Here is a 25600-nt window from a genome sequence, read left to right on the forward strand (position 1 = left end):
TCACTATGTTTAAGAATTTTTTCGCTCTGTTTTGTGGGGCATTTCTATCGGCGACCGTGGTCTGGGCCCAGCCGCAGGACCGTGGCGCCAATCTGCGCGAGTGGACTACCGGTAGTGGCGTTCGCGTTTTATTTCTCGCTGCTCCTGAAATCCCGATGGTGGATGTGTCGGTTGATGTCGATGCCGGTTCGCGCTGGGACCCGGCTGATCGTGCGGGATTGGCCAGCATGACGCATGCCATGTTGGCCCTGGGTGTGCGTGGCGGTGAATCACAGCCCGCCTTAAACGAAGTGGAAATTAGCGAACGTTTCGCCGAGCTTGCGGTGCAGCGCGGTGGCGCAGCCGGCTTGGATCGTGCCAGCATGACCATGCGCATGCTGTCAGACAGTGATGTCCGTGCGAATGCATCGCGCCTGTTAGCGCGCATCATGGCAGCCCCCAGTTTTGATCGCCAAATCTTAGAGCGCGAAAAAAAGCGCACCATCGCGGCCATTCAGGAATCCATGACACAGCCCCAGTCGATTGCGACCAAGGCCCTGTGGAAGGCCATGTATGGGAAGCATCCTTATGGCGCTGAACCAACGCCTGAGTCGATCGGCGCCATCACGGCAGAAGATTTAAAAGCCTTCCACTCACGTTACTGGCAGCCTGAGCGTATGCGCATCACCATTGTAGGAGCGCTTTCAGAGCCGCAGGCCCGTGAACTGGTTGACCAATTGATGGATCAATTCCCCAAACAGGCCGCAGTCCCAAGCCATCCAATTCGCCAGCAACCAGCGGTGATCACCGCAACTCCTGCAAGTCGTCAGGCAATCGCCCACCCTGCCTCACAAAGCCATGTCTGGCTGGGGCTGCCCGCACTTAGCCGTGACGACCCTGATTTTTTTGCAATGACGGTTGGCAATTACATCTTGGGTGGTGGTGGGTTCGTGTCGCGTCTTACAGAAGAGATTCGTGAAAAACGTGGCCTGTCTTACAGCGTGTTCAGTGCCTTTTCACCCTTGGCGCAGCCTGGCCCGTTTTTAATGGGGCTGCAGACACAGACCGCAAAAGCCCCCGAGGCCCTGCGTGTGGTGGAAGACACTCTGGCGCGTTTTCTAAAAGAGGGCCCAACTGAAAAAGAGTTAAAGGCGGCCAAACAAAATCTGATTGGCGGTTTTGCCTTGCGTGTCGATACCAATCGAAAACTCTTAGACAACCTGGCCCAGATCAACTATTACGATCTACCACTCGATTATTTGAAGACCTGGACAGATAAGGTCGCGGCGGTCACGGTGGCCGATATTCGTCGGGTGATGAATCGTGTCGTGCGCCCAGCTGATTTGTCGGTCGTGGTGGTCGCGGGTCCCGCAGGCTTTCAGCCCTAATCACGGCCTGAGTCGCAGAGTTCATGGGCCAGTTGCGGATTATTGGTGGGCAATGGAAACGCACCCCCATTCCTGTTCATGACGCCCAGGGCCTGCGGCCAACGCCGGACCGGGTCCGTGAGACCCTGTTTAATTGGCTGGGCCAGACGATTCCCGGCTGGCACTGCCTGGATCTGTTTGCGGGGGCAGGCAGTCTTGGCTTTGAGGCCGGCTCTCGGGGCGCGGCCCATGTGGTCTTCGTTGAGCCTGAGGCCCGCGCGGCCAAGGCCATCGGCCAGCTGATTGAAAAGTTAGGGGCTTCCGATCGGCTGAGTCTGGTCCGTGGCCGGGCGCAGGATTGGCTGGCCAAGGCAAAAGAACCCTTTGATCTGATTTTTTTAGACCCACCCTTTGGCCAGGGCCTGATCGAGACAGTTCTGCCCCAGGCAATGGCCCGATTGTCGGCGCAAGGGTTCCTCTACATTGAGTCTGATCAAGCAATTGATTCGGAGTGGGCCGAAAAACATGGCCTGCGGCTGATTCGCGCAGACAAGGCTGGCGCGGTTCATTATCATCTGCTCCAACACTGTGCAGTGCAGGGAGAGCAAGATGCTGAGAGCCGTATATCCGGGGACGTTTGACCCCTTAACGCGGGGCCACGAGGACCTGGTACGACGTGCTAGCAAACTCTTTGACCATGTGGTCGTTGGGGTTGCCGATAGCCGTTCAAAAAAACCGTTCTTCTCAATGGAAGAACGGGTTGAGATTGCCCGCGAGGTGCTGGGCCACTACCCCAATGTCGAAGTCTCGGGCTTTACTGGCCTGCTGAAAGACTTTGTGCGCAAGCACGACGCCAAAGTGATTATTCGTGGTCTGCGGGCCGTCTCTGACTTCGAATATGAATTTCAGATGGCGGGTATGAATCGTTACCTGCTGCCCGATGTGGAGACCCTCTTCTTAACGCCTTCTGACCAATACCAATTCATCTCGGGCACGATCGTTCGTGAGATTGCCCAGCTGGGCGGCGATGTCAGCAAGTTTGTATTCCCGTCGGTTGAGAAGTGGCTTGTCGGCCGGCTCAATGATCAGGCGGCAAAATAGGCCGCTATGGCACTCTTAATTACCGATCAATGCATCAATTGCGATGTCTGTGAGCCGGTCTGCCCCAACGATGCAATTTCCATGGGGGCCGAGTTCTACGAGATCGAGCCATCACGCTGCACGGAATGTGTGGGCCACTTTGATGAGCCCCAATGCCAGGTGGTCTGCCCGGTCGCCTGTATCGAGCTCAACCCGGCCTGGGTCGAGACCAAAGACCAGCTACAGGCCAAGGTCCAGGCCCTGGGCACCCTGTCCACGGTAAAAGGCGATAATTAGCATTTGTTTGTAACGCTGGCTTTTTCGTGCGGATGATCAGCCGAAGGCCTTCAACCTGAATCGAGAAATCAATGGCACTTCAATGCGGCATCGTCGGCCTGCCCAATGTCGGCAAATCGACATTATTTAACGCGCTTACCAAGGCAGGTATCGCTGCAGAAAATTATCCCTTTTGCACCATTGAGCCCAATGTGGGCATTGTGGAAGTGCCCGATCCGCGGCTTGCCAAACTCGCCGAAATCGTCAAACCCGAGCGCATCCTGCCAGCCACCGTTGAATTTGTTGATATTGCTGGTTTGGTGGCGGGTGCCAGTAAAGGTGAGGGTTTGGGTAATCAGTTTCTGGCCAATATCCGCGAGACCGATGCGATTGTGAATGTGGTCCGCTGCTTTGATGACGACAACGTGGTCCATGTGAGTGGCCGAGTCGATCCACTGGCCGATATTGAAACGATTGAAACGGAATTGGCCCTGGCCGATCTGGCCAACGTGGAAAAACAGATTCAGAAAAGCGCCAAGCTCGCGAAATCCGGCAATGACAAAGAGGCAGTGCGTCTTCTCGCGGTTTTGGAAAAGTGTCAGGCCCAGCTGGATCAGGCCAAACCCGTTCGCGGCATGGCGCTTGATGCCGAAGAAAAAGCCTTGATTCAGCCCTTTTGTTTGATTACGGCCAAGCCCGCCATGTTTGTGGCCAATGTGTCGGAGAGTGGGTTTAAAGACAACCCGTATCTTGAGAAGCTACAGGCCTATGCCAAGGCTCAGAACGCCCCCGTGGTGGCGATCTGTGCAGCCATTGAGGCTGAGATTGGCGATATGCCGGAAGAAGACAAGGCCGTGTTTTTAGCAGACATGGGCATGGACGAGCCCGGCTTAAATCGATTGATTCGTGCTGGTTTTAGCTTATTAGGCCTGCAGACTTACTTCACTGCCGGTGTGAAAGAAGTCCGTGCCTGGACCGTGAAGGTCGGCGCCACGGCGCCACAGGCTGCGGGAGTGATCCACACTGATTTCGAACGTGGATTTATTCGTGCTGAGGTCATCGCTTATGACGACTACATCACCTATAAGGGTGAGCAAGGCGCAAAAGAAGCCGGCAAGATGCGGCTAGAGGGCAAAGACTACATCGTCAAAGACGGCGATGTGATGCACTTCCGGTTTAACGTCTAAGTCAACTTGTTTTATAGGCCGTGTAACTTACGCTGCACGGCTGCCACCTGACCTGACACGAGCGCGGGCAGTTCTTTCACGATTTCATCGACGGCGCGGTCAATCGCGATTTTTTCTTCTAAGCGTGGCGCATTCAGCACAAAGGCCGCCACGTCTTGCTGAAGATTGAGTGTGCGTGGGTGCCCAATGCCGATGCGCAACCGCCAGAAGTTGGGTGAACCCAGATGCGACTCAATATCCCGCACACCATTGTGACCACCATGGCCACCGCCTTGTTTGAGTCGCACACCGCCGGGCGGCAGATCGAGTTCGTCGTGAATGACCAGCACATCAGCCGCTTCTAAACGATGAAAACGTGCAAAGGCACCTACCGCTTCGCCCGAGGCATTCATAAACGTGGCGGGTTTCATGAGCCAGCGGTCCTCATTGGCGATACGAACCTTGACGATATCGGCCTTGAACTTGGTTTCGCGTGACCAGCCAGAACTCGCGAGCTGATCCACCACCCAAAAGCCAACATTGTGGCGATGGTGTTGGTATTGCTGTCCGGGATTGCCGAGTCCAACGATCAGTTTCATGGCGTTAAAGACTTATAAAAAAGGCTGCAACAGGGTTCGTCATCCCATTGCAGCCTGTTTGCCCAGGGCTTAAAAATCAAGCGGCGGGTTTCTCACCGGCGGCTGGTGCAGCGGCAGCTGCCTCGGGTGCAGCTTCGTCGGCAGCACCACCCGGTACCGATGCGGTCACCACGGTTGGGTTCTCACCCTCGTGCAGCACTAGTGTGACGCCAGCAGGCACCACCAGGTCGCGCACGTGAACCGAGTGGCCAACAGCCAGTGTCGAGAGGTCAACTTCGATGAACTCGGGCAGGTCTTTCGGCAGGCAAGAGACCAACACATCGTTGATCACGTGGCTCACGATGGCGCCATTGAGTTTCACTGCAGGAGAAATCTCCTGGTTTTTGAAGTGCAGCGGCACCTTGGTCTGCAGCTTGGCCTTGGCATCAATGCGCTGAAAATCGACGTGCAGCACCAAAGGCTTATAGGGGTGCATTTGATAGTCACGCAGCAATACCTGCTCGGTCTTGCCATCAATTTCCAGGTCCAGAATGGAAGAGTGGAAGGCCTCGACTTTGAGCGCGAGAATCACGGGGTTGTGATCCATCTCGATATTGAGAGGGGTTTTTTGTGCGCCGTACACAATGCCGGGCACTTTGCCGTTACGGCGGAGTCGGCGGCTCGCACCCGATCCCTGCACCGTGCGGGAAGTTGCAACTACTTTCATTTACTACTCCTTAAAAAACGCACGCCCTTTGGGGTGCGCGGTCAAAAACCTTTCATCAATTTGGACGCCGCGACCAGCAGTTCCAAGCCAAGGAAAGGAACGAAAAATTACTCCACAAACAAAGAGCTGACGGAATCAGACTTCACGATTCGCAGCAGGGTCTCGGCCACCAGGCCCGCGCAGGACAGTACGCGAATACGGCCAGTAGCCTGTGCTTCCTTAGAAAGCGGGATTGAGTCAGTGACCACCAATTCATCCAATGCAGACTTGGCGACACGCTCAACCGCGCCACCCGAGAGAACCGCATGTGTGCAATAGGCTACAACGCGATCAGCGCCATGATCTTTTAGTGCTTGGGCTGCTTTGGTAAGCGTGCCGGCGGTATCGACCATGTCGTCCATGATCATGCAGACGCGGCCACGCACATCACCAATGATGTTCATGACCTCTGACACATTGGCCTTGGGCCGGCGCTTGTCGATGATGGCCAGGTCACAATCCATTTGCTTGGCAAAGGCTCGGGCCCGCACCACGCCGCCCACGTCGGGCGAGACCACCATCAGGTTGGGATAGGTCTGCTGCCAGACATCCGCCAGAATGATGGGGGCTGCGTAAATATTGTCGACCGGAATATCAAAAAAGCCTTGGATCTGATCGGAGTGCAAATCCATGGTGAGCACACGATCCACGCCAACGCTTTGCAGCATATTGGCCACGACTTTGGCGCTAATCGGCACGCGGGATGAGCGCACACGACGGTCTTGACGGGCATAGCCGAAGTAGGGAACTGCGGCGGTAATCTTTTCGGCAGAGGCGCGACGCAAGGCATCGCACATCAGCATGACTTCCATCAGGTGGTCATTGGCTGGTGCACAGGTGGATTGCAACACCACGCAGTGTTTGCCACGCACGTGTTCCAAAATTTCAACGGTGGATTCGCCGTCACTGAATTGCGCGACGTTGGCGCGACCAACCCGGGTATTGAGATGACGCGCTACATCGGATGCCAATTTGGGATTGGCATTGCCGGTAAAGATCATCAGCCCCTCGGGGGCACCGCCGTCTTTGTTTAGTATGCGGTCGACCATGTCTGCGCTTTGTCCAGGGGCTAAAAAATTTGGCTGGGGAGGAAGGACTCGAACCCTCGCATGCCGGAATCAAAATCCGGTGCCTTAACCAACTTGGCGACTCCCCAACGGTTTAACTACGGTGCTCCGGGTGCACTGATAAGGTCTGACAGACTCGAACCTGCGCCAGCATGTGGCCTTGCGCAGAACTCTGAAAACCCTTCATGCGATCCAAGATGCGATGCGCAGAATCAGGATCTGGTGCGGTGCAAAAAACCGCACCACCGGAACCCGACATCCGCACCGCAAGCGGGGCAATATTCTCAACAGCAGCGGCCTGGGTTAACCAATTCAACACCTGGTCCACCTGGGGAAACCTTGCCCGGGTGACGGGTTCTAAATCGTTGTGCCCAAACACCCAAACAGGGTTTATCGCCGCTTCAGCGAAACCCGAGATTTTCAAGGGTTTAGAATTTCGTGTCAATTCGGGGGCCCGAAAGATTTCGGCGGTCGGGACCATGACCGCCGGCACGGCCACCACCAATGACCGCTCCACGCTCTTATAAGCCTGAAGGTCTTCGCCAACCCCCTGGGCAAAGGCAGCTTGTCCGAATAAGAAGAACGGAACATCTGCCCCCAGCCCAAGGCCGATAGCCGATAGGGTGGCTTGGTCAAGCCCAAGGCCCCACAGCCGATTTAGGCCCATGAGTGTGGTGGCGGCGTCCGAACTGCCACCGCCCAAACCCGCTCCGGCGGGAATCGATTTCTGGACTGTGATGACCGCCCCGGGGCCGCCTGCGGCCAGCCAGGCAGGGTGGCGCTGAAGGGCTCGGGCAGCCCGAACTGCCAAGTCGTCTTCGGGCGGTCCAAGCAGGTCCCCTTGTCGAATGATGTCGCCCCCTGGCCGCACCGAGAGGGAGACGGTGTCGCACCAATCAATCAGCTCAAAGGCACTCTGGAGCAGGTGATAGCCGTCAGGCCGTCGGCCGACCACATGCAAAAACAAATTAATTTTTGCGGGGGCCAGTAGCTGGGTTGTTGTTGAAGTCAAGGCGAATTAATGCGTCAAGGTGAAGAAGTTATGGCTGATCAAAGGCAATGCGCAGATCGATGACTGCCTTGCCAACTAGGAATTGTGATTCATGTCGTGTTGCTTGTGCGTTTACCGATGCCTGAAAAAATCTCATGATCGATTGCAGGGCGACATAAACTTCGTCATCACTCATGGCAAGCGCATCGCCGCCCAGCACTGCAGAAAGGAAACGTAACTGATCTTGATGTGTGAGCCGTAGCCCTTGCTCGTCATAGGCAGCAATGGCTGGCCCTGAAACCGGCTGCCAGCGTTGCTCAAGACTGGCGGCTGATTGGCCTAGCGGCCCCAACCAGATCAGTACCTGGCGTGGAGCCCCCTGGCTCGACCGATACTCCAACCACTCAAATCTTCCCTGTGTGCCGCGCTCACCAAGATTGGGGGCCTGGCCCTGCAACACAAAACGGCCGGCCCGTGTCTGCACCAAGATCTCATCGCTGCGCTCCAGCACGAGTCGCTCGCGGACAGTTTGATCTGGGGCAATTGATGCACAGCCCGCGATTACCGCAAAGAGCATCAGACTGCAGAGCCAACGAGACAGCTGACGCAACATGAGTGATGTTGTACCGCTGGTTTTATTGGGGGTGAACGCGGGTTGGTGAAATGCCAAGGCGTTTTAAGGTGTCGTTTAACACCGGATTGCGTGGGTCCATCGTAAAGGCTGCTCGCAGAAAACGTTCTGCCTCTGCGGTTTGGCCTTTCACCCAAAGGACTTCACCAAGATGGGTTGAGATCTCGGGATCGGGCTGCTGCTGATGGGCCTGCCGTAAATAACGCTCGGCAAGGTCAAGGTTACCCTTGCGAAAATACACCCAGCCCATGCTGTCAATAATGTGTGCGTCTTTGGGGGCGAGCGTGAGTGCGCGTTCAATCAGTTGAAGGGCTTCGTCGAGACGCTCATTGCGATCAGCGAAGTGATAGCCCAGTGCGTTGTGGGCATGGGCATGATTGGGTTCGCGTCGGATCAACTCCCGCAGCAATCGCTCCATCTCGGGATGCTGGCCAGCACGCTCATGGAGCATTGCCTTGGTGTACATCACGCTGGATTTATTGCGGTCGGGATCGGTGATGCGCTCAAAGAGCTTGAGTCCGTCTTGGCGGTTGGCAGACCGGCCGGCAAGCCCTGCGACATAGTCGTAAAACGCATCCAGTTTGTTTTCCTTGGCGGCAAGGGTACGACGTGTTGACAGAGAGCGCACCAATTTCTCTTGCTCACCCAAGATGATTTGCAGCAGATCAAGTGTGCTCTGGGCCTCGGCATCGGCAGGCGCATTTTTTAGCCAGATGGCAGCGGCTTCCTCGGCGTACTGCGGTGCCCGAGCTTCAATGGCCAGTTCGGTGGCCCGTTTGGCTGCAGCGGGGTCTTGTGTCTGGCGTGCCACACTGAGATAAGTGGCTGCCGCAACACCGATTTCCCCTTGGGCTAAGGCCAGCTCGCTGGCCAGAATCTGGAATACGATCGATGCCTGCTGTTGGCCACGATCGGCAAACGCCTGTGCATTGGTGGACCAGGACAGGCCCATAGCCAGGCAAATGCCAGCAATCTGGAGATGTCTTTTGAATACCATGCGCTTACAGTACCTGATTCTGAAAATTTCGTGTCATGCCTGAATTACCGGAAGTCGAAGTGACTGCCCAACATCTTGGCGCGGTTGTGCAGGGGGCAACACTCCTGTCGGCCCACTTCAGCGGCAAGCGCCTTCGCCATCCGTTTCCCCGGCAGGCCCTTGCGGGCCTGGCCGGGCAGACCCTTCGGCGGGTTGGCCGACGCGCCAAGTATCTGCTTTTAGAGTTCGACCCCGGCTGCGTGGCGGTCCACTTGGGCATGTCGGGCGTCATGCAGTGCTGTGACCCGCAAACGCCGCCACAGTTGCACGATCATGTGCGGCTCCTCTTTCGGCTTCCCAGTGGTCGGCGACAAGATGTGGTCTTTCATGACCCCAGGCGCTTTGGTAGTTTTCAATGGATTGACCGCGCCGGCCTGTCTCAGGCTGAGGATATCGGCCAGCATCTGGGCGAGAGTGCTCGCGGCATGGAGCCCTTTGATCCGGCTTTTGATGGGGATTTTTTGTATCGACAGTCACGCGGCAAAACCACTCCAATCAAGCATTGGCTGATGAGTGGGCAGACGGTGGTGGGGGTGGGCAACATTTATGCCTGTGAGGCCTTGTTTGAAAGTGGCATTCATCCGTCGCGGGCGGCGGGCAGCATTTCCAAGGCGCGTTATCAGACCTTGGCGATAGGCATTCGCCGCATACTGGCTGCAGCCATTGCATCAGGTGGCAGCACCATTTCTGATTTTCTTGGGGCCGATGGCCAGGCGGGTCGTTACGGGCAATCCCATCAGGTCTACGACCACGAAGGTGACCCCTGCCCGCGCTGCAGCCAAGCCGGCAAGGCACACGTCAGAATTCGACGCATGGTGCAACAACAACGAAGTACTTTTTACTGCTATGTCTGCCAACATTAATTCAACAGACTTTGCGCAACGGTTGATTCACTGGCAGCGGCAGGCCGGCCGCCACGATCTGCCCTGGCAGTCGTCCCCACCGAACGCTTATTGGGTCTGGCTTTCTGAAATCATGCTGCAGCAGACCCAGGTTCAAACAGTCATTCCATACTTTGTTCGATTCACCCAACGATTTCCGAATCTTCAGGCATTGGCCAATGCCACCGAACAAGAGGTGTTGGCCCTGTGGTCGGGCCTGGGCTACTATCAACGCGGCAGAAACCTGTTGGCCTGCGCCAAAGAAATTCAAGATCGTTTTGGTGGCCATTTCCCGAACAATGCCCAGGCATTAATGACTCTGCCGGGCATCGGGCCTTCAACGGCTGCGGCCATTGCATCGGTGGTTTATCAAGAACGTGTTGCGATTTTGGATGGCAACGTGAAACGGGTCTTGGCCAGAGTGACCTGCGCTGATGCACCCTGGGGTTCGCCCGCGCTTGAGAAAATGTTGTGGCAAGAAGCCCAGGCCCGGCTTCCGCAGAGTGCACCACAGATGCCCATCTACACCCAGGCCATTATGGATCTTGGGGCAATGGTCTGCCGCGCGAAAAATCCGGATTGTCCGGCGTGCCCTGTTCGAGCAGACTGCAAGGCCCATGCCAGCCAAACGGTGGCAGATTTTCCAAAACCAAAACTAAAAAAAATCACATCACGCAGACAAGCCCATTGGGTTGTGTTGTGTAACCCCGATGGGGTCTGGCTAATGCAGCAGCCCACGCGTGGGATTTGGCCTGGGCTCTGGGTGCCATGGCGTCTTGATTTGCAGGCCATGCCCAATAACTGGGACCAGACGGTATCTCAGTTGATTCAAGTCATCGAGATGAAGCATGCCTTTACCCACTACAAATTAGACATCTCGGCGGGTGTGATCCGCTGGCCCATGACCTCAAAACCGATATTGATAAGGCCCGGGCAAGTAACAGCCAAAGAATTAAGAGCCGGTGGTTTGCTGCCGGTTGGCGCACCGAGCGGGCTCGTATTTTTTTCTTGGCACCAGGCTTTTGACTTGCCCTTACCAGCGCCGGTCAGGACATTGCTGTCTAAGCTCTACCCTTTTGAGAAAGCGAGCGGTGGCGAATCGCGCAAGAGTAGTCCGAAGAAAAGCGTTGTTTGAGTTGCTCGGCGCAATAGACAGATCGGTGTTGCCCGCCGGTGCAGCCAATGGCCACCGTTAAGTAGCTTCGGTTTTCTTCAGCGTGCCGGGGTAACCACTTCGATAAGTAGCTGCCAATGTCGGTAATCATTTCGGCAACTTCCGGCTTGGATTCAAGATAACGAATCACCGGCTCGTCCCGGCCGGTCAATCCTTTTAGCTCTGACACGTAATATGGGTTGGGCAGACAACGCGCATCAAACACCAAGTCGGCGTCCATGGGGATGCCATCTTTAAAGGCAAAGGATTGAAAGAGCAGCGTTAGTCGTGTGGTCTGAAGATCCAGAATCTCTCTCACCCAACGGCGCAAGACCTGGGGTTGCAAGTCACTGGTGTCTAGCGGAATGGCCAGCGACTCAATCTCGGACAAAATCTCCCGCTCTCGGCGGATGCAATCCGCCAGGGTCTGGACCAAGTCACTTTCAAGCGCGGAGACGGCAGTTGGTTGCCGGCTCAATGGGTGGCGACGGCGGGTCTCGGAGTAGCGCTGAATCAGCGTTTCATCCCGCGCGTTTAAGAAAATCACTTTGACCTCATGGCCATCGCGCTTGAGCTGGGCAAGACTCTTGGATAACTGGCCCAGCGACCCCACTGTTCGCGCATCAACCGCCACCGCCAGTTGTGTCTGGCCTTGGCCAATTAAATCGCCAACAGCTTGCTCTAAAAATGCAACGGGCAGGTTGTCGATACAGAAGTAACCCGCGTCTTCCAACACATTTAAGGCAACGGATTTTCCTGAGCCCGACATGCCCGTGACCAACACAATCTTCATTGTGACTGCCCGTCGGTCTGCTCCCGCATGGCCGCCTGTTGACGTTCCAAAAATTCTTGCATGGTGTCGATGCCGCGAAGACTTAAAACGGTATTTCGCACAGCAGCCTCGACCAAGACGGCCAGGTTTCGGCCAGCCGCCACTGGGATCACCACTTTGCGCACCGGCAGGCCCATGATGTCTTGTGACATGGCCTCGAGTGGTAGCCGCTCAAACTCATCCATGGAGCTTCGGCGAATCAACTGCACAATCAGCTTGAGCCGCATTTTGCGGCGCACAGAGGTCTCGCCAAAGATGGTGCGAATATCCAAAAGCCCCAGCCCACGAACTTCCAACAGGTTTTGAATCAAGGGCGGGCAACGGCCTTCAATAGCGTCAGGCGCAATACGTGTGAGATCCACGACGTCATCGGCAATCAGGCCATGGCCACGGGTAATTAATTCGAGCGCCAACTCACTTTTGCCAAGCCCAGATTCGCCGGTGATCAACACACCCATGCCCAGCACGTCCATGTAAACACCATGCATCTGGGTCTTGGGGGCCAGGATTCGCGATACCTGCGCCCGAGCGATTTCAATGATTTGTGCCGCCGAGACGGGCGTGCGTAATAACGCAAGGCCTTCTCGTTCGCAGGCAGAGAAAATTTCTGCTGGCGGAATCTCGTCGTCGGCAATGATGATGGCCGGGGGCTTGCCTGCGATGAGCTCAGCCGTGAGATAGCTTTTTCGTTGGGGGTCGAGCCGGTTGTAGTAGACCACCTCGGCTGTGCCCATGACCTGAATTCGGTTGGGGTGAATCAGGTTTAAGTGGCCGATAAGATCGGCACTTTCGACCGACTGGATTGCAATTTTTTTACTGGCGCCGGCCTGGCCTGTTAAAAAGCTCAGTTGTAGCGCCGCCGCGTTTTCTTCGAAGAGTGACTTAACGTCAAGCACGTGCAGGCTGCCAGGATTCCAGTGCCTGATGAATCAGATCGGCCTGACTCTCGTTGAGCAAAGTTTCACGCATGGATTTGTCGGACAACATTTCGGCGACTTCGGACAAGATTTCTAAATGTTGTTGGGTGGCCTGCTCGGGCACCAATAAAAAGAGCAACAGGTTGACCGGCTTGCCGTCGGGCGCGTCGAAGGCCACCGGCTCTGCAAGCCGAACCAGTGCCGCTACGGCCTCTTTCAGTCCTTTGATTCGACCATGGGGAATAGCGATGCCCTCCCCAAGGCCGGTCGAGCCGAGTCGCTCGCGAGCGAATAACGAATCAAAGACCTTGACCCGGGCAATGCCCTGGTTGTTTTCAAACAAAAGACCCGCCTGCTCAAAGACACGCTTTTTGCTGCTGGCCTCAAGACCAACCACGATGTTGGTCGCTGGAAGTAACTGGCTTATGCGGTTCATCTCTCCGCCTCGTCTAGTCGAGTGGGCGGATTATAGATCGTTTGTTGCGCCGCGTTATGCCACCTTATGAGATCACGGTGTGGGTTACCCCCTGGCCCCGATGGACGCCGGGACGGTGGGTTTCCTTGTACCGGAGTACCTGGCGGTCCAGCTTGTCGGAAAGCAGGTCAATGGCGGCATAAAGGTCCGTGTGGCTGGCCTCGCAGTGGATATCTTTGCCGGGCAGATGAACGGTAACTTCTGCAATCTGGTTGAGCTTTTGCACACTCAGGACCACATGGACCTCGTTGACTTGGTGGAAGTGACGCCAGGCGCGGCCGAATTTCTGGTCGACGTAGTCGCGAATTGCTGGGGTGATTTCAACGTGATGTCCCTTAATGGTCAGATGCATGACACAACCTCCTTTTAGAGTTGTTTACGTTGGCCTACGGGGTTAATTCTGAGCGCTTCTCTGTACTTTGCAATCGTGCGGCGCGCAACGTGGACACCCTCTTGTACGAACCGGTCGGCGATTTGCTGATCGGACAAGGGGTTGCGGGGGTTTTCTTGGGAAATCCACTGCTTGATTTTCGCCCGAATGGCGGTGGAGGAGGCGGTGCCACCAGTGTCGGTGCTGACATGGCTGGCAAAAAAATACTTAAGTTCAAAAGTGCCCTTGGGTGTCAGGATGTATTTGTTGGTTGTGACCCGCGACACGGTGGACTCATGAAGCTCACAGAGTTCCGCAATTTCTCGTAGGACCAGCGGCTTCATGGCGAGTTCCCCATGCACAAAGAAGGCCTGCTGCTCCATGGCAATCGCCTGGGCCACCCGAAGAATGGTGTCAAACCGCTGCTGGATATTTTTAATCATCCATCGGGCCTCTTGTAGCTGACTGCTCATGCGGTGGGCCGGGTCTTTGCGAATCGTCTCGGCGTAGACCGGGTTGATGGTGAGCCGCGGGACTGCAGATTCGTTGAGCCGCACCTGCCAGACGGGGCCTGTTTTGGTCTGGACCTGGTAGGCAATCACATCTGGAATAACGTTTTCGGCAGTGTCTTGTTGGAACGCTTTGCCAGGGTGGGGGTTTAGGCTTTGGATGAGTTTGACACTGCCACGCAAAGACTCCTGATCGCAGGCCAGCACTTTGCATAAATTCTTGAACTCTTTTGCACCCAATGCTTTTAGGTGCGCATCATGGCTGACGATACGTTTTGCAAGCGCCAGTGTTTCGGGCTCGCAGACCAATTCGTTGGTCTGCTCGAGTCGCTCAAGCTGCAGCAGTAAACAATCCTGCAAGCTTCGCGCGCCCACACCGGGCGGGTCCATGCTCTGCAAAAGTTTTAGCCCAAGTTGTAGCTCGTCTTGGGCAAGCCGCTCACCGAAATTGGTCTCGAATAAATCAGCAATGGCAGCTTCGATCTCCACCAGGCTTTCTCGCAGATAGCCATCGTCATCAAGTGACTCGATCAGAACATCAAGCCAGGCCATATCACGCTCGGATAGCGTTAGATCGTGGGCCTGCTCGTGTAAATGGTCACGCAGACTGAGGGGCTGGGCTCGTCGGGCGGACCAATCCTGATCATCGTCGTCGCTGGTGCGGCCCGCGCTTGCTGCCCAAACTTCAGTGGCGCCTGGCTGGCCTTCATCAGTGGGGCCTGCATCAGCGGAGTCGTGTTCAAAACCCGCTGAAAGACTGTTGGTCGAGTCTGCGGCGGCAATGCTTTGCGCGGCCTGGTCCTGTGTTTCTAAAAGTGGATTTTCAGCAAGAAATTTTTCAATTTCTTCTTCGAGCTCGGCGGTCGACATCTGCAAGAGCCGAATAGACTGCTGGAGCTGGGGCGTGAGCGCCAGGTGTTGGGAGATCCGCAGTCCAAGAGCGGGCTTCATGGGCCGCAGAGTTACATCCGGAAATGTTCCCCAAGGTAGACCTTGCGAACATTTTCATTGGCCACGATTTCTTGTGGTGTACCGCTGGCCAGGACCGACCCTTCACTGATGATGTAGGCACGATCACAAATACCCAGGGTCTCGCGGACATTATGGTCCGTAATCAGTACGCCAATGCCACGGCTTTTTAAGAACCGAACAATGCGTTGAATCTCGATGACCGCAATGGGGTCTACGCCCGCAAAAGGCTCGTCAAGCAAAATGAATCGGGGGGAAGTCGCCAAGGCCCGCGCAATTTCAACCCGTCGCCGCTCGCCACCGGACAAAGAAATGGCCATGCTGTCGCGAATGTGGCCAATCTGTAAGTCGTCTAAGAGCTCGGTCAGTCGGGTCTCAACGGTTTTGGCGTCAAGTGGCCGACCATCACGATCGGTCTGAAGCTGCAAGATCGCACGGATATTGTCAGCCACCGAGAGTTTGCGAAAGACCGATGCTTCTTGCGGCAGATAGGAAAGCCCCATACGTGCCCGTTGATGGATCGGCATGCGGGCCAGGTTCCTTCCGTCCATCAGAATCTCGCCAGCGTCGGATTTCACCAGGCCAACAATCATATAAAAACTGGTGGTCTTGCCTGCCCCATTGGGCCCAAGCAATCCAACCACCTCGCCGCTCGAAATCGTCATCGAGACGTTTTGCACCACGGTTCGGCCCTTGTAGGCCTTTCGTAACGCCTGAATATCGAGGGTGCTCAAATGGGCATTCATGAATTATTTACTGGCTGCAGGGCTGGCTTTGCTGTCACCCTTGGGCATGAGGAACATTCGTGAGCGCGGCTGTCCTTGGCCGGATTCCACCACATAACGCTCCGTGATGTTGTTGTACGTCAGCCGGTCACCAGAGACCTGGTCTTTGAGCACATCGCCCTCTAAGCGACGCATGATGGCGTTGTTGGTCAGGATGACGATCTCTTCTTTGCCATCGTAATCAAGTCGTAATGCCTCACCTTCCATGAACTCGTTGGGGAGGTCACGTTTTTGGCGAAAACGTGCGGGCCGACCGGTCATGATGCCGAAGTAATTGCCAACCGCGTCTTGCCACATTTCCATACGATCGCCACGCATGATCAGGGTGCCTTTGGTGAGCACCACATTGCCCGTGAAAATCGTGATTTGCTTTTGATCGTCGTGATTGAGCTTGTCAGAGTCAATAGTGGTGGGTTTGTCGCGATCGGCCCGCTCAGCCTGCGCTGACGGCAGGTGAATTGTCAGCATCACGCCCAGCGCGGCGGCCATCAATGGCAATGACCATGGGTAGTGTTTCATTGTTTCTTGTTTTCCTTGGGAACCACCATCCGGGATTCCGAAACGATATCAATCTTCTGGGTTTTCTGATCAAACCGCATGCCAATGCCCTGCAGGGTGGATAGACCCCGCTGTACAAAAACCGGCGCTGTGGTGCTGGCCTGCTCTTCAGCAACCAGCAGGGTCGCCTTCGAAGTGGTGATTTTTGCAGCGGGTTGTGTGCCGAAGGCTTCTCGAGTGATCACCACGTCGCCATTGAGATCGATTTGATTCTGTTGGTCGGTCGCAATGGCCGTGTTGGCCCGCACTACAGTCTTGGGTTTATCGATTGCCAGCGAGGTCATCACCGGGAACTCTAGCAAGCTTTCATCGCCGCGTTCGTTGTGCAGAATTCTTTTGGCTTCAAGCCGGTACTGCGGTTTTCCGAAGATATCGGTTCGCGTAATCGTTGGGTTTTCAATGATGGCGTTGGGGCCACTGCCAACCACAGCCTGGTCGTTGAGTCGGCCGCGCTGCAGCACTTCGCTTAGGCCCCAAGCGGCGATCGCAAGCACGCCAAACAAGAGAATGGAGATTGTGTTGCCAATCCACTCGGTGTTTTTCATGCGCGGCTTTTCAGAATAAATTCACAGCATTCGCGCACTGCCCCATCACCGCCTCTGCGACTCGAGACCCAGTGGGCCTGGGCCAAAACATCGGCCGTTGCATTTGGAACTGCTGCGGCAAACACGACACGTGAGAACAGATCTAGGTCAGGCGTGTCATCTCCCATATGGCCGCAGCGCGCCGGGTCAATGCCCTGGGTTTTAATCAGCTGATCAAAAGCAGCCCCTTTGTCTGATTGCCCCTGCAGCACGACATCAAACCCTAGTTCCTTTGCGCGGGTGGCGGTTGCGTCATGCTGCCGGCCACTGATGATGCCAATTCGGATGCCGGCTTTACGCAAAAGTTTTAAGCCATGGCCATCGAGCACATGAAACCGCTTCAGGCTTTCACCTTGCGGACCATAAAACAGGCCCCCATCCGTCATCACGCCATCCACATCAAAAAACATCCACTCCACTTCGCGTGCGCGGGCAGCAGCATCTTTGGGGCTCGCATCAGTTGGATGGGGAACAAATAACGACATGGCAATTCACTCAGAGTATTTTTGATTCGAGCAGATCATGAACGCCCACCGCACCAATCAGCACACCAGATGGATCGACCACGAGCAGATGATTGATACGCGTGGTGTCGATCAGATGGGCCACCTCACTGGCAAGCCGCTGAGGCTCAATCGTTTTCGGGTTGGCGCTCATGACTTGATCAATCTTAAGGTTTCGCACATCAACACCCTGGGACAGGACTCGACGCAAGTCGCCGTCGGTAAAGATCCCCACGGCCTGATGTTGATCGTTCACCACTGCGGTCATGCCCATGCGTTTGGCGCTGATCACTTGGAAGGCTTCGGTCACCGGGGTGCCAAGCGGCACCACTGGCAATTGATCGCCCTTGCGCATCACGTCTTCTACCCGCATTAAGAGTTTTCTTCCCAGGCTTCCGCCCGGGTGCGATCGGGCAAAGTCCTCGGCACTAAAGCCTTTTAAATCAAGCAAGACAAGCGCCAAGGCATCGCCCAGCGCCAAGGCTGCCGTGGTGCTTGCTGTTGGCGCAAGGTTTAAGGGGCAGGCCTCGGCCTTGACCGAGGCATTCAGATGCAGGTCGGCAATTTTTGCCAAAGATGATTCCGGATTGCCGGTGACCGCAATTAAGGTTGCGCCAAGCCGTTTGATGTGTGGGGCGATGGTGGCCAGTTCTTCTGTCTCGCCAGAATTGGAAAAGGCCAGCACAACGTCATCGGATTGAATCATGCCCAGATCGCCATGCCGAGCTTCTCCCGGGTGTACAAACAGGGCCGGTGTACCGGTCGAGGCCATGGTGGCGGCTATTTTTCTGGCGATATGGCCAGATTTGCCCATGCCAGAGACAACCACTCGACCCGAGCAGGCCAGAATACGCTGTGCGGCCTGGACGAGTTGCAAGTCGAGCTGCTCCAGTAGCCCCAACACGGCGTCAGCCTCGATGCGTATGACCTCGCGGGCCCGCTGAAAGACGCGGTCTGCATTCACGCTGCTTAAGGGCAGAGTTTCCGACGGCGGGGCGCTAGGTTTGCTGGTGTTGGCGTGGTCCATTGTTACACTTGGATTGTAAGAAGGTCAGTGTAGCAAAGGGCCTTTGCCAACCTTAAGCCAATTTCATGGAATCACTTCTCGGGATCATCGTGGTGCTGCTGGCCGTTTCGGTCGGCGTAGTCTCGGCAGCCCGGGCCCTGAAGCTGCCCCCGATTGTGGGCTATTTGTTCGTGGGGCTTTTGCTTGGCCCCCATGCCCTTGGCCTGGCCCCAGACACCGAGGTCACCCGCTGGTTGGCCGAAATCGGCGTGGTCTTTTTGATGTTTTCGATTGGCCTGGAATTTAGCCTGCCCAAATTACGTGCCATGCGAACTCTGGTCTTTGGGCTGGGCGGTGTTCAGGTCGGCCTGACTATTTTGGCGGTGGTCGCAGCAGTCTTGGCTACCCAATCCTTTCATGGCTTGACCTGGCAGGCCGGGGTTGCCCTGGGCGGGGCCATGGCCATGTCATCGACCGCCATGGTCATGCGTCTGGCCAGTGACCGGGGCGAGGTGGAATCCACCCACGGCAAACCGGTGGTGGGTGTGTTGCTCTTTCAAGACTTGGCCGTGGTGCCCCTCTTGGTGTTGATTCCCGCGCTGGCTGGTCTGGGCGTGGGTGCCGAGCAAGGCATTTGGTTTTCGCTGGCCATTGCGATTGGGAAGTCGACCCTGGTGTTGATCGCGGCCCTGCTGGTGGGACAACGGCTGGTGCGGCCCTGGCTCACGTTGGTGGCGCGATACAAATCCCAAGAACTCTTCACCTTAAACGTGCTGATGATGACCCTTGGCCTGGCCTGGGTGACCGAGCATGCCGGGTTATCGCTTGCTCTGGGCGCTTTTTTGGCTGGCATGCTGATTTCCGAAACTGAGTATCGCTATCAAGTGGAAGCGGATGTGAAGCCCTATCGAGATGTGTTGATGGGCTTATTTTTTATTTCGGTGGGCATGCTGCTGGATCTCTCCGTGGTGGCCGAGCAGTGGCTATTGGTGTTCGCCCTGGTGCTGGGGCCGATGCTCTTTAAGTTTGCGGTGATCGCTGCCCTGGCCAAACTCTTTCGGGTGGCCACTGGCCCATCGTTAAAGACTGGCCTGTGGCTCTGTCAGGCGGGTGAATTTGGCTTTGTGTTGATGGACCCGGTGGGCTTAAATGGCCTGGTGCCAGCTGAAATTCTCCAGCCCATACAGGCCGCCATGGTGCTGTCCATGCTGATCGCGCCTTTCATCATTGAGCAGAGTGACCGTTGGATTTTGCGTCTGGTGAAAAATGAGTGGTTCACCCGATCACTGGAAATCCACCGAATCGCGTCCCAGACCATTTCATCTGACGGCCATGTCATCGTTTGTGGTTTTGGCCGCTGTGGTCAGAATCTTGCACAGATGTTAGACGCCGAGCATATTTCTTATGTCGCACTTGACTTGGATCCTCAGCGCGTTCGCGAGGCCGCAGCGGCGGGCCATTCCGTGGTGTTTGGTGACGCTGCCCGACGGGAGACCCTTTTGGCCGCAGGCCTGCATCGGGCCACTACCCTGGCCGTGACCTATGCCGACCGGGCATCCGCGATTCACGTGATTCACATGGCCCGTGGTCTTGCGCCGGCGTTGCCTATCGTGGTCCGATCCCGAGACGATAGCGACTTAGAGGCCTTGCGAACTGCCGGCGCCACAGAAGTGGTGCCAGAAGTTGTGGAGGGCAGCCTGATGCTGGCGTCTCATGCCCTGGCCCTGGCGGGGGTTCCGCTCCACCGGGTCTTGCGTCGTGTCCGTGAAATTCGGGACGGACGCTATGCCTTATTACGCGGTTATTTCCACGGGGCTACCGATGATCTTCAGGAGCGGTCCTCAGAGGTCTTACTGAAATCCTTTCCCTTGGCGGCTTCGTTTGAAAGTGTGGGCCGGCCCCTGGCGGAGCTGGATCTGTCGCAGGCCGGGGTGGAAATCAGCAGTGTTCGCCGCGGCCGAGACCGTTTAGAGGGCATGGAGAACTTGATCTTGCAGGCGGGAGATGTATTGGTGATGCGGGGGTCGCTTGAGGGCCTGGCCTTGGCAGAAGAACTGTTGAGCGGCAAATCAAGCCTAAAATAGTTAGCCTGTTGACTGACAGCGTCGCCACCCATGGCGGGCATTTTCTCCAAAGGAAGTCTTTTGTCTCTTGCTGTAGCCAATTCACTGCGCCAACCAGTAGATCACAGCGATGCGCCCTGTGTGGTGGCCTTCCATGACCTGAGCTTTGGCTATGGCGATCGCCGCATCATTGACCAGGTGAGCTTTGAGATCCGCCGCGGGGAGGTGGTGGGTCTGATGGGCGGCTCAGGCGTTGGCAAGACCACGCTTTTGCGGCTGATTAGTGGCTTGGTTGGCCCACAGGCGGGTAGCGTTGAAGTCTTTGGCAAGACCCTGGACCGACATAACCAACAAGAATTGTTTGATGCCCGCCGCCGGATGGGGCTCTTGTTTCAGTTTGGCGCCCTGTTCACCGATCTCTCATGCTTTGAAAACGTGGCCTTTCCGCTGCGAGAGCACGCCAAGCTTTCTGAATCAATGATCCATGATCTGGTCATGTTAAAGCTGGAGTGCGTTGGCCTGCGGGGTGCTGCCCATTTAAAGCCTGCCGAAATTTCTGGTGGCATGGCTCGGCGCGTGGCCTTGGCGCGCGCGATCGCCTTGGACCCGGAGTTGATTCTTTACGACGAGCCGTTTGCTGGTCTTGACCCAATTTCACTTGGCGTTACCGCCAATCTCATTCGGGAATTAAATGAGGTGTTGGGCGCGACATCCATCGTGGTGACTCATGATGTGGCCGAGACCTTTGCGATTGCGGACCGCATCTTGGTCTTTGCGGCATCGCCAACCGGGGCCCGGTGCATTGCCCAAGGAACACCAGAAGAGCTGCGCCAAAGCCAAGACCCGTTTGTGCGCCAGTTTTTGGATGGGCAGGTTGATGGCCCGGTTCGTTTCCACTATCCCGCTCCACCGATTGCCCAGACATTGGGGCTGGGGGGGCCGACATGACGGTCGTTTTGAATTGGGTCGCCTCGGTTGGCGCCCTGATGCTGCGCTTTGTTGAGAGTCTGGGCGTTTTTGGCCGATTGTTAGTTCAGATTCTTTTGCGCACACCCGCAATTTTGCGCCGGCCGCGCCTGATTGCGAGCCAGATCCATTTCTTGGGCAACCATTCTCTGGCGATCATTTTGGTCGCGGGGCTATTTGTGGGCTTGGTCTTGGGCCTGCAGGGTTATTACACCTTGCGTCGTTATGGGTCGGAGCAGGCTTTGGGCTTGCTGGTAGCACTCTCACTGGTGCGAGAGCTGGGCCCAGTCATTGCCGCCCTGCTCTTTGCTGGTCGCGCGGGAACATCGCTCACGGCGGAAATTGGTCTGATGAAGGCGGGCGAACAACTCTCGGCCTTAGAGACCATGGCGGTCGATCCCATTGCCCGGGTCCTGGGCCCGCGGTTTTTTGGCGGACTGGTGGCGGTGCCACTTCTGGCCACCCTTTTCTCAGCCGTGGGCGTCATTGGCGGCTGGCTGGTCGGCGTGGTGTTGATTGGTGTAGACCCCGGCGCCTTTTGGTCGCAGATGTCCGATGGCGTCGATTTCTGGGACGATGTCATCAATGGTTTAATCAAGAGCATTGTGTTCGGTGTGGCGACTACCCAGGTGGCCCTGATGCAGGGTTATGAATCAAAACCAACGCCCGAGGGCGTGGCCCGTGCAACAACGTTGACCGTCGTGGTGGGTTCTTTGGCGGTACTTGGGCTGGATTTCATTTTGACCGCACTGATGTTTGGAGATACGTAATGCAGGGTCGTAATTTAAATCTCGCTGTCGGCGCCTTTGTGCTGCTTGGCCTATTGGCCCTGTTCTTTATGGCATTGCAGGTCAGCAACCTAAGCGCCATGCGCAATGGCAGCACCTACGAGGTCAAGGCCTACTTTGACAATATTGGCGGCTTAAAGCCACGGGCAGCGGTAAAGAGTGCCGGTGTGGTGGTGGGCCGTGTGCGCCAGATCCAGTTTGATGACCAGCAATATCAGGCCTTGGTCACGTTGGATTTGGACACCCGCTACCAATTTCCTAAAGACACATCGGCGAAGATTCTGACTTCCGGTCTGCTTGGCGATAACTACATTGGCTTAGAGCCTGGCGCTGACACGGAAATGTTAAAACCTGCCCAGCGCATCACCATGACCCAGTCGGCGGTGGTATTGGAAAATCTGATCTCTCAATTTCTTTACAACCGTCCATCATCGGATTCCTCGTCGAATTCCAATAGTTCCGGGGCGGCCGGTAAATGAACGGATTCAAAGGACTAACGCGTCTTTTCGCCTTGTCACTGATTCTGGTCGTTGCGGGCTGCGCAAGTCTGCCGGCAGGGCATGTGCCGGATTCGCGCGACCCTTGGGAGCGGTACAACCGGGCCATGTTTGAATTCAATGACAACGTGGACCGCGCGGTGATCAAACCCGTCGCAGAGGTTTATCGTGATTACGTGCCCGAGCTATTTCAGGTCACGCTCCGAAATTTCTTTGGCAACCTGCGGGACGTAGCGGTCACGGTGCATCAGCTTTTGCAGGGCAAACCAAGCGAAGCAGGGAACTCTGCGGCCCGAGTGCTGATCAATACCACTATTGGTTTTCTTGGTTTGGGAGACCCGGCCAGTGAAATGGGCTACAACAAAACATCTGAAGATTTTGGCCAGACCTTTGGCCGCTGGGGTGTCGAGCCAGGGCCTTACTTTGTGATTCCGATCCTTGGCCCCAGCACGGTGCGCGACACCTTTGGCACCGTATTGGATTTCACTTACAGCCCAACGGATAGCGTGATCACTGACGCGGCTGATCGAAATGTATCCCGTGGGCTGATCGGCATTGATCGCCGCAGACAATTGCTCGACGCTGAGAGGTCGATTGATGCATTATCTTTTGACAAGTACACCAGTGTTCGAGACGCCTGGTTGGCACACCGTCGAAGCGACATCTATGACGGCGACCCGCCACCAACGCCTTTTAAAGACGAAGAATGATGAAAACACTATTTAGAAAAATTTTCGCCATGATTGGCCTGGCCTTGCTGGCCAGCCTGGCCGGCGCACAAAATGCCCAGACACCGCCAGACGAACTCGTTCGCACGGTCTCTCAGGGTGTGCTGGATGAAATCAAGGCTGATCGCACATTGCAGGCAAACGCAAATATTGAACGGTTGAATACGCTCGTTGATAAGCGCGTCATGCCTTATGTGAATTTTCAGCGCATGACTGCCTTGGCGGTGGGCCGTAACTGGCGTGCTGCTTCGCCCGAACAGCAGACTGCCTTGCAGACCGAGTTTCGCAGGCTGTTGTTGCTGACCTACGCAGATGCAGTCCGCCAAGTGACCGACACCACCATTCAGGTCCGACCCATGCGCTCTGCGCCCGCTGACGATGAAGTGATTGTTCGCACCCAGGTCTTGCGCCCAGGCAAGGAGCCCATTCAGTTGGACTACCGGCTGCAGAAAACGCCGGCCGGCTGGAAGATTTTTGATCTGAACATTATGGGTCTGTGGCTGATTGAGCACTATCGCAATCAGTTTGCGCAGGTGGTGGGGGCCAGTGGTATTGACGGTCTGATCAAGTCATTAAAAGAAAAAAATCAGAGCCTTGCCCAAACGGCAACGGCCCAGCGGTAAATCGCATCAGCGCCACCGCAAAACGACCAACCAATCGGCCAAGGCATGCCAGACATCATCCTGAAATTCTCAGAGCGCGTGACCCTGGTCAATGCCATGGCGGAACTTGCAAAGCACCAAGATGTTTTGCGCCGCCAGCGATCATCGGCAGGCGCAAAAGATCAGCAGGTTGTGGCAGATCTCAGCGGTTTGAAGGATGTGGACACGGCAGCCTTATCGGTAATTTTGCATCTTGATCGTGAACTTCGCGAGCACAATGGCAGACCGCTTGTGATTCGTGCCGCACCAAACAATTTAATGTCGCTTGCCCGATTAAGCTCTTTGTCTGACACCCTTCATTGGGAAGAAAACGCTGCCTAGCAGCCCCATGGATCGGCCAACCCTGTCATGACTATTTCTCGCGATCAAAGTGCGATACCTGCAGTTTTAGTGGAGCGGGTGTCGAAAACCTATAGCCGACAGCGCGGCACCGTTGACGCACTAAAAGGCGTGAGCCTGCGTATTGAACAAGGAGAATTTGTGGGCCTGCTTGGGCCAAACGGCGCAGGCAAGACCACCTTGATCCAAATTCTTGCGGGCCTGGTGCGAGCGACTCAGGGCCACGCCTCCATTTTGGGTTTTGATGTGGCCCGTGACTCGGTCATGGCGCGCCGCAGTCTAGGTGTGGTGCCGCAGGAACTGGTCTTTGATCCATTTTTTACGGTGCGCGAGACGCTTCGGATTCAGTCGGGTTATTTTGGTCTGTCGAACAATGACGATTGGATTGATGAGTTGCTGCACAACCTTGGCCTGTCGGATAAGGCAGACGCCAATATGCGGGCCTTATCGGGCGGCATGAAGCGTCGTGTCTTGGTCGCCCAGGCCCTAGTCCATCGGCCACCTGTGATTGTGTTGGACGAACCCACTGCCGGAGTGGATGTGGAATTGCGGCAAAGTCTGTGGGCCTTTATTCGCCGGCTGAACCAAGAAGGCCATACGGTCATGCTGACCACCCACTATCTGGAAGAGGCCGAGTCTCTCTGCGAGCGGGTGATTTTGTTGAAATCCGGCACGATTTTGGCCGATCAGCGGACCGAGGCCCTGCTGCAGCATCCCGAGGAAAGCCTGGAGACCGCCTTTTTACGCATGCTCCGGCAGCCCGATCCACCGCCCGCGCCGCTACAATAGCGGCCATGGTGACCCCTGAAAACATTCAAAGCTATATCGCTGCCGGCCTAGCCTGCGAGCACCTGCACGTGGATGGCGATGGCCATCACTTCGAGGCCGTGATCGTGAGTGCCGCCTTTGAGGGCAAACGGCCCATTGCGCGACACCAGATGGTCTATGCCGTGTTGGGGGACCGCATGAAGGCTGAAATTCATGCGCTTTCCATGAAAACCTTGACCCCTGCCGAATGGGAACAGCGCGCCTCTTAATCGCAAGTCGACAGCATTGGTCGGCAATGGTCTGACCAGAA

General features: G+C 56.0%; 32 protein-coding genes and 1 tRNA gene. 16 read left to right on the plus strand and 17 right to left on the minus strand.

Annotated features, from left to right (window positions below; genetic code table 11):
- The first annotated feature begins 5 nt into the window (after nucleotides 1–5).
- From AOB54_00525 to ychF, 5 genes are all read left to right on the plus strand, one after another.
- Nucleotides 6–1367 carry a pitrilysin family protein gene (locus AOB54_00525; protein WVN41907.1) on the plus strand — a complete coding sequence of 454 codons (1362 nt, stop codon included), beginning with the start codon at nucleotides 6–8 and terminating at the stop codon, nucleotides 1365–1367.
- Nucleotides 1368–1390: 23 nt separating this feature from the next.
- Nucleotides 1391–1987: a 16S rRNA (guanine(966)-N(2))-methyltransferase RsmD gene (rsmD, locus tag AOB54_00530; protein WVN41908.1), complete on the plus strand. Its 597-nt coding sequence runs from the start codon at nucleotides 1391–1393 to the stop codon at nucleotides 1985–1987.
- A complete protein-coding gene (gene coaD / locus AOB54_00535) occupies nucleotides 1956–2447 on the plus strand; it encodes a pantetheine-phosphate adenylyltransferase (GenBank protein WVN41909.1) in 492 nt (163 codons plus the stop codon). The genes rsmD and coaD overlap by 32 nt, the downstream gene beginning before the upstream one ends.
- A gap of 6 nt (nucleotides 2448–2453) precedes the next feature.
- Complete coding sequence (locus tag AOB54_00540; GenBank protein WVN41910.1) at nucleotides 2454–2723, plus strand: YfhL family 4Fe-4S dicluster ferredoxin; 270 nt, start codon at nucleotides 2454–2456, stop codon at nucleotides 2721–2723.
- A gap of 71 nt (nucleotides 2724–2794) precedes the next feature.
- Nucleotides 2795–3889 (plus strand): redox-regulated ATPase YchF, encoded by a 1095-nt coding sequence (gene ychF, locus AOB54_00545; protein WVN41911.1) that lies wholly within the window; start codon nucleotides 2795–2797, stop codon nucleotides 3887–3889.
- Between the two features lie 11 nt (nucleotides 3890–3900).
- Here ychF and pth read toward each other — a convergent pair whose 3' ends face one another.
- The 7 genes from pth to AOB54_00580 all read right to left on the minus strand — a co-directional run bounded on the left by pth (nucleotide 3901) and on the right by AOB54_00580 (nucleotide 8898).
- A complete protein-coding gene (gene pth / locus AOB54_00550; GenBank protein ID WVN41912.1) occupies nucleotides 3901–4467 on the minus strand; it encodes an aminoacyl-tRNA hydrolase in 567 nt (188 codons plus the stop codon).
- A 76-nt stretch (nucleotides 4468–4543) separates the two neighbouring features.
- A complete protein-coding gene (locus AOB54_00555; protein WVN41913.1) occupies nucleotides 4544–5173 on the minus strand; it encodes a 50S ribosomal protein L25/general stress protein Ctc in 630 nt (209 codons plus the stop codon).
- Between the two features lie 107 nt (nucleotides 5174–5280).
- Entirely contained in the window at nucleotides 5281–6213 is a 933-nt protein-coding gene (locus AOB54_00560; protein ID WVN42835.1) for a ribose-phosphate pyrophosphokinase, read from the minus strand.
- 78 nt (nucleotides 6214–6291) lie between these two features.
- A tRNA-Gln gene (locus tag AOB54_00565) sits at nucleotides 6292–6368 on the minus strand.
- Between the two features lie 5 nt (nucleotides 6369–6373).
- Complete coding sequence (ispE, locus tag AOB54_00570) at nucleotides 6374–7291, minus strand: 4-(cytidine 5'-diphospho)-2-C-methyl-D-erythritol kinase (GenBank protein WVN41914.1); 918 nt, start codon at nucleotides 7289–7291, stop codon at nucleotides 6374–6376.
- 28 nt (nucleotides 7292–7319) lie between these two features.
- Nucleotides 7320–7940: a hypothetical protein gene (locus AOB54_00575; GenBank protein WVN41915.1), complete on the minus strand. Its 621-nt coding sequence runs from the start codon at nucleotides 7938–7940 to the stop codon at nucleotides 7320–7322.
- Nucleotides 7906–8898, minus strand: coding sequence for a tetratricopeptide repeat protein (locus AOB54_00580; GenBank protein ID WVN41916.1), 993 nt, complete (start codon nucleotides 8896–8898; stop codon nucleotides 7906–7908). The genes AOB54_00575 and AOB54_00580 overlap by 35 nt, the downstream gene beginning before the upstream one ends.
- A 35-nt stretch (nucleotides 8899–8933) precedes the next feature.
- On the opposite strand from AOB54_00580, the gene mutM reads away from it, so the two are divergent.
- Together mutM and mutY are read left to right on the plus strand one after the other, a co-directional pair.
- Nucleotides 8934–9800, plus strand: coding sequence for a bifunctional DNA-formamidopyrimidine glycosylase/DNA-(apurinic or apyrimidinic site) lyase (gene mutM / locus AOB54_00585; GenBank protein WVN41917.1), 867 nt, complete (start codon nucleotides 8934–8936; stop codon nucleotides 9798–9800).
- Entirely contained in the window at nucleotides 9784–10953 is a 1170-nt protein-coding gene (gene mutY, locus AOB54_00590; GenBank protein ID WVN41918.1) for an A/G-specific adenine glycosylase, read from the plus strand. Before mutM ends, mutY begins: the two co-directional genes overlap by 17 nt.
- Here mutY and rapZ read toward each other — a convergent pair.
- The 10 genes from rapZ to AOB54_00640 all read right to left on the minus strand — a co-directional run bounded on the left by rapZ (nucleotide 10880) and on the right by AOB54_00640 (nucleotide 18500).
- Nucleotides 10880–11764 carry an RNase adapter RapZ gene (gene rapZ, locus AOB54_00595; protein WVN41919.1) on the minus strand — a complete coding sequence of 295 codons (885 nt, stop codon included), beginning with the start codon at nucleotides 11762–11764 and terminating at the stop codon, nucleotides 10880–10882. The two genes, mutY and rapZ, sit on opposite strands and share 74 nt — an antisense overlap.
- On the minus strand, nucleotides 11761–12699 hold the full coding sequence (hprK, locus tag AOB54_00600) for an HPr(Ser) kinase/phosphatase (protein ID WVN41920.1): 939 nt from the start codon (nucleotides 12697–12699) through the stop codon (nucleotides 11761–11763). The genes rapZ and hprK overlap by 4 nt, the downstream gene beginning before the upstream one ends.
- On the minus strand, nucleotides 12692–13156 hold the full coding sequence (gene ptsN / locus AOB54_00605) for a PTS IIA-like nitrogen regulatory protein PtsN (protein WVN41921.1): 465 nt from the start codon (nucleotides 13154–13156) through the stop codon (nucleotides 12692–12694). Before ptsN ends, hprK begins: the two co-directional genes overlap by 8 nt.
- 64 nt (nucleotides 13157–13220) lie before the next feature.
- Entirely contained in the window at nucleotides 13221–13547 is a 327-nt protein-coding gene (gene raiA / locus AOB54_00610) for a ribosome-associated translation inhibitor RaiA (GenBank protein ID WVN41922.1), read from the minus strand.
- A 14-nt stretch (nucleotides 13548–13561) separates the two neighbouring features.
- Nucleotides 13562–15025 carry an RNA polymerase factor sigma-54 gene (locus AOB54_00615; GenBank protein ID WVN41923.1) on the minus strand — a complete coding sequence of 488 codons (1464 nt, stop codon included), beginning with the start codon at nucleotides 15023–15025 and terminating at the stop codon, nucleotides 13562–13564.
- An 11-nt stretch (nucleotides 15026–15036) separates the two neighbouring features.
- The gene (gene lptB / locus AOB54_00620) at nucleotides 15037–15789 is read right to left on the minus strand and encodes an LPS export ABC transporter ATP-binding protein (GenBank protein ID WVN41924.1); all 753 of its coding nucleotides are present in this window, start codon (nucleotides 15787–15789) and stop codon (nucleotides 15037–15039) included.
- Nucleotides 15790–15792: 3 nt separating this feature from the next.
- Nucleotides 15793–16347: a lipopolysaccharide transport periplasmic protein LptA gene (gene lptA, locus AOB54_00625; GenBank protein ID WVN41925.1), complete on the minus strand. Its 555-nt coding sequence runs from the start codon at nucleotides 16345–16347 to the stop codon at nucleotides 15793–15795.
- Nucleotides 16344–16931 (minus strand): LPS export ABC transporter periplasmic protein LptC, encoded by a 588-nt coding sequence (gene lptC / locus AOB54_00630; GenBank protein WVN41926.1) that lies wholly within the window; start codon nucleotides 16929–16931, stop codon nucleotides 16344–16346. The genes lptA and lptC overlap by 4 nt, the downstream gene beginning before the upstream one ends.
- Entirely contained in the window at nucleotides 16928–17455 is a 528-nt protein-coding gene (locus tag AOB54_00635) for an HAD hydrolase family protein (GenBank protein ID WVN41927.1), read from the minus strand. Before AOB54_00635 ends, lptC begins: the two co-directional genes overlap by 4 nt.
- 10 nt (nucleotides 17456–17465) lie before the next feature.
- A complete protein-coding gene (locus AOB54_00640) occupies nucleotides 17466–18500 on the minus strand; it encodes a KpsF/GutQ family sugar-phosphate isomerase (GenBank protein ID WVN41928.1) in 1035 nt (344 codons plus the stop codon).
- Nucleotides 18501–18565: 65 nt separating this feature from the next.
- On the opposite strand from AOB54_00640, the gene AOB54_00645 reads away from it, so the two are divergent.
- The 9 genes from AOB54_00645 (at nucleotide 18566) to AOB54_00685 (ending at nucleotide 25559) form a co-directional block, all read left to right on the plus strand.
- Complete coding sequence (locus tag AOB54_00645) at nucleotides 18566–20563, plus strand: cation:proton antiporter (protein WVN41929.1); 1998 nt, start codon at nucleotides 18566–18568, stop codon at nucleotides 20561–20563.
- Nucleotides 20564–20686: 123 nt separating this feature from the next.
- Complete coding sequence (locus AOB54_00650) at nucleotides 20687–21490, plus strand: ABC transporter ATP-binding protein (GenBank protein WVN42836.1); 804 nt, start codon at nucleotides 20687–20689, stop codon at nucleotides 21488–21490.
- Nucleotides 21487–22278 carry a lipid asymmetry maintenance ABC transporter permease subunit MlaE gene (gene mlaE, locus AOB54_00655; GenBank protein WVN41930.1) on the plus strand — a complete coding sequence of 264 codons (792 nt, stop codon included), beginning with the start codon at nucleotides 21487–21489 and terminating at the stop codon, nucleotides 22276–22278. The genes AOB54_00650 and mlaE overlap by 4 nt, the downstream gene beginning before the upstream one ends.
- A complete protein-coding gene (mlaD, locus tag AOB54_00660) occupies nucleotides 22278–22775 on the plus strand; it encodes an outer membrane lipid asymmetry maintenance protein MlaD (GenBank protein ID WVN41931.1) in 498 nt (165 codons plus the stop codon). Before mlaE ends, mlaD begins: the two co-directional genes overlap by 1 nt.
- Nucleotides 22772–23503: a VacJ family lipoprotein gene (locus tag AOB54_00665; protein WVN41932.1), complete on the plus strand. Its 732-nt coding sequence runs from the start codon at nucleotides 22772–22774 to the stop codon at nucleotides 23501–23503. The genes mlaD and AOB54_00665 overlap by 4 nt, the downstream gene beginning before the upstream one ends.
- Nucleotides 23500–24144, plus strand: coding sequence for an ABC transporter substrate-binding protein (locus AOB54_00670; GenBank protein ID WVN41933.1), 645 nt, complete (start codon nucleotides 23500–23502; stop codon nucleotides 24142–24144). Before AOB54_00665 ends, AOB54_00670 begins: the two co-directional genes overlap by 4 nt.
- Before the next feature lie 45 nt (nucleotides 24145–24189).
- Entirely contained in the window at nucleotides 24190–24504 is a 315-nt protein-coding gene (locus AOB54_00675) for an STAS domain-containing protein (protein WVN41934.1), read from the plus strand.
- Between the two features lie 54 nt (nucleotides 24505–24558).
- Nucleotides 24559–25311, plus strand: a complete 753-nt coding sequence (locus AOB54_00680; GenBank protein ID WVN42837.1) for an ABC transporter ATP-binding protein — start codon at nucleotides 24559–24561, stop codon at nucleotides 25309–25311.
- Between the two features lie 5 nt (nucleotides 25312–25316).
- Nucleotides 25317–25559: a BolA family protein gene (locus AOB54_00685; protein WVN41935.1), complete on the plus strand. Its 243-nt coding sequence runs from the start codon at nucleotides 25317–25319 to the stop codon at nucleotides 25557–25559.
- Nucleotides 25560–25600: the final 41 nt, after the last annotated feature.

Origin of the sequence: beta proteobacterium MWH-UniP1 (genome assembly GCA_036362785.1) — a bacterium.
In the GTDB taxonomy this organism is placed as follows: Bacteria; Pseudomonadota; Gammaproteobacteria; order Burkholderiales; family Burkholderiaceae_A; genus Lacustribacter.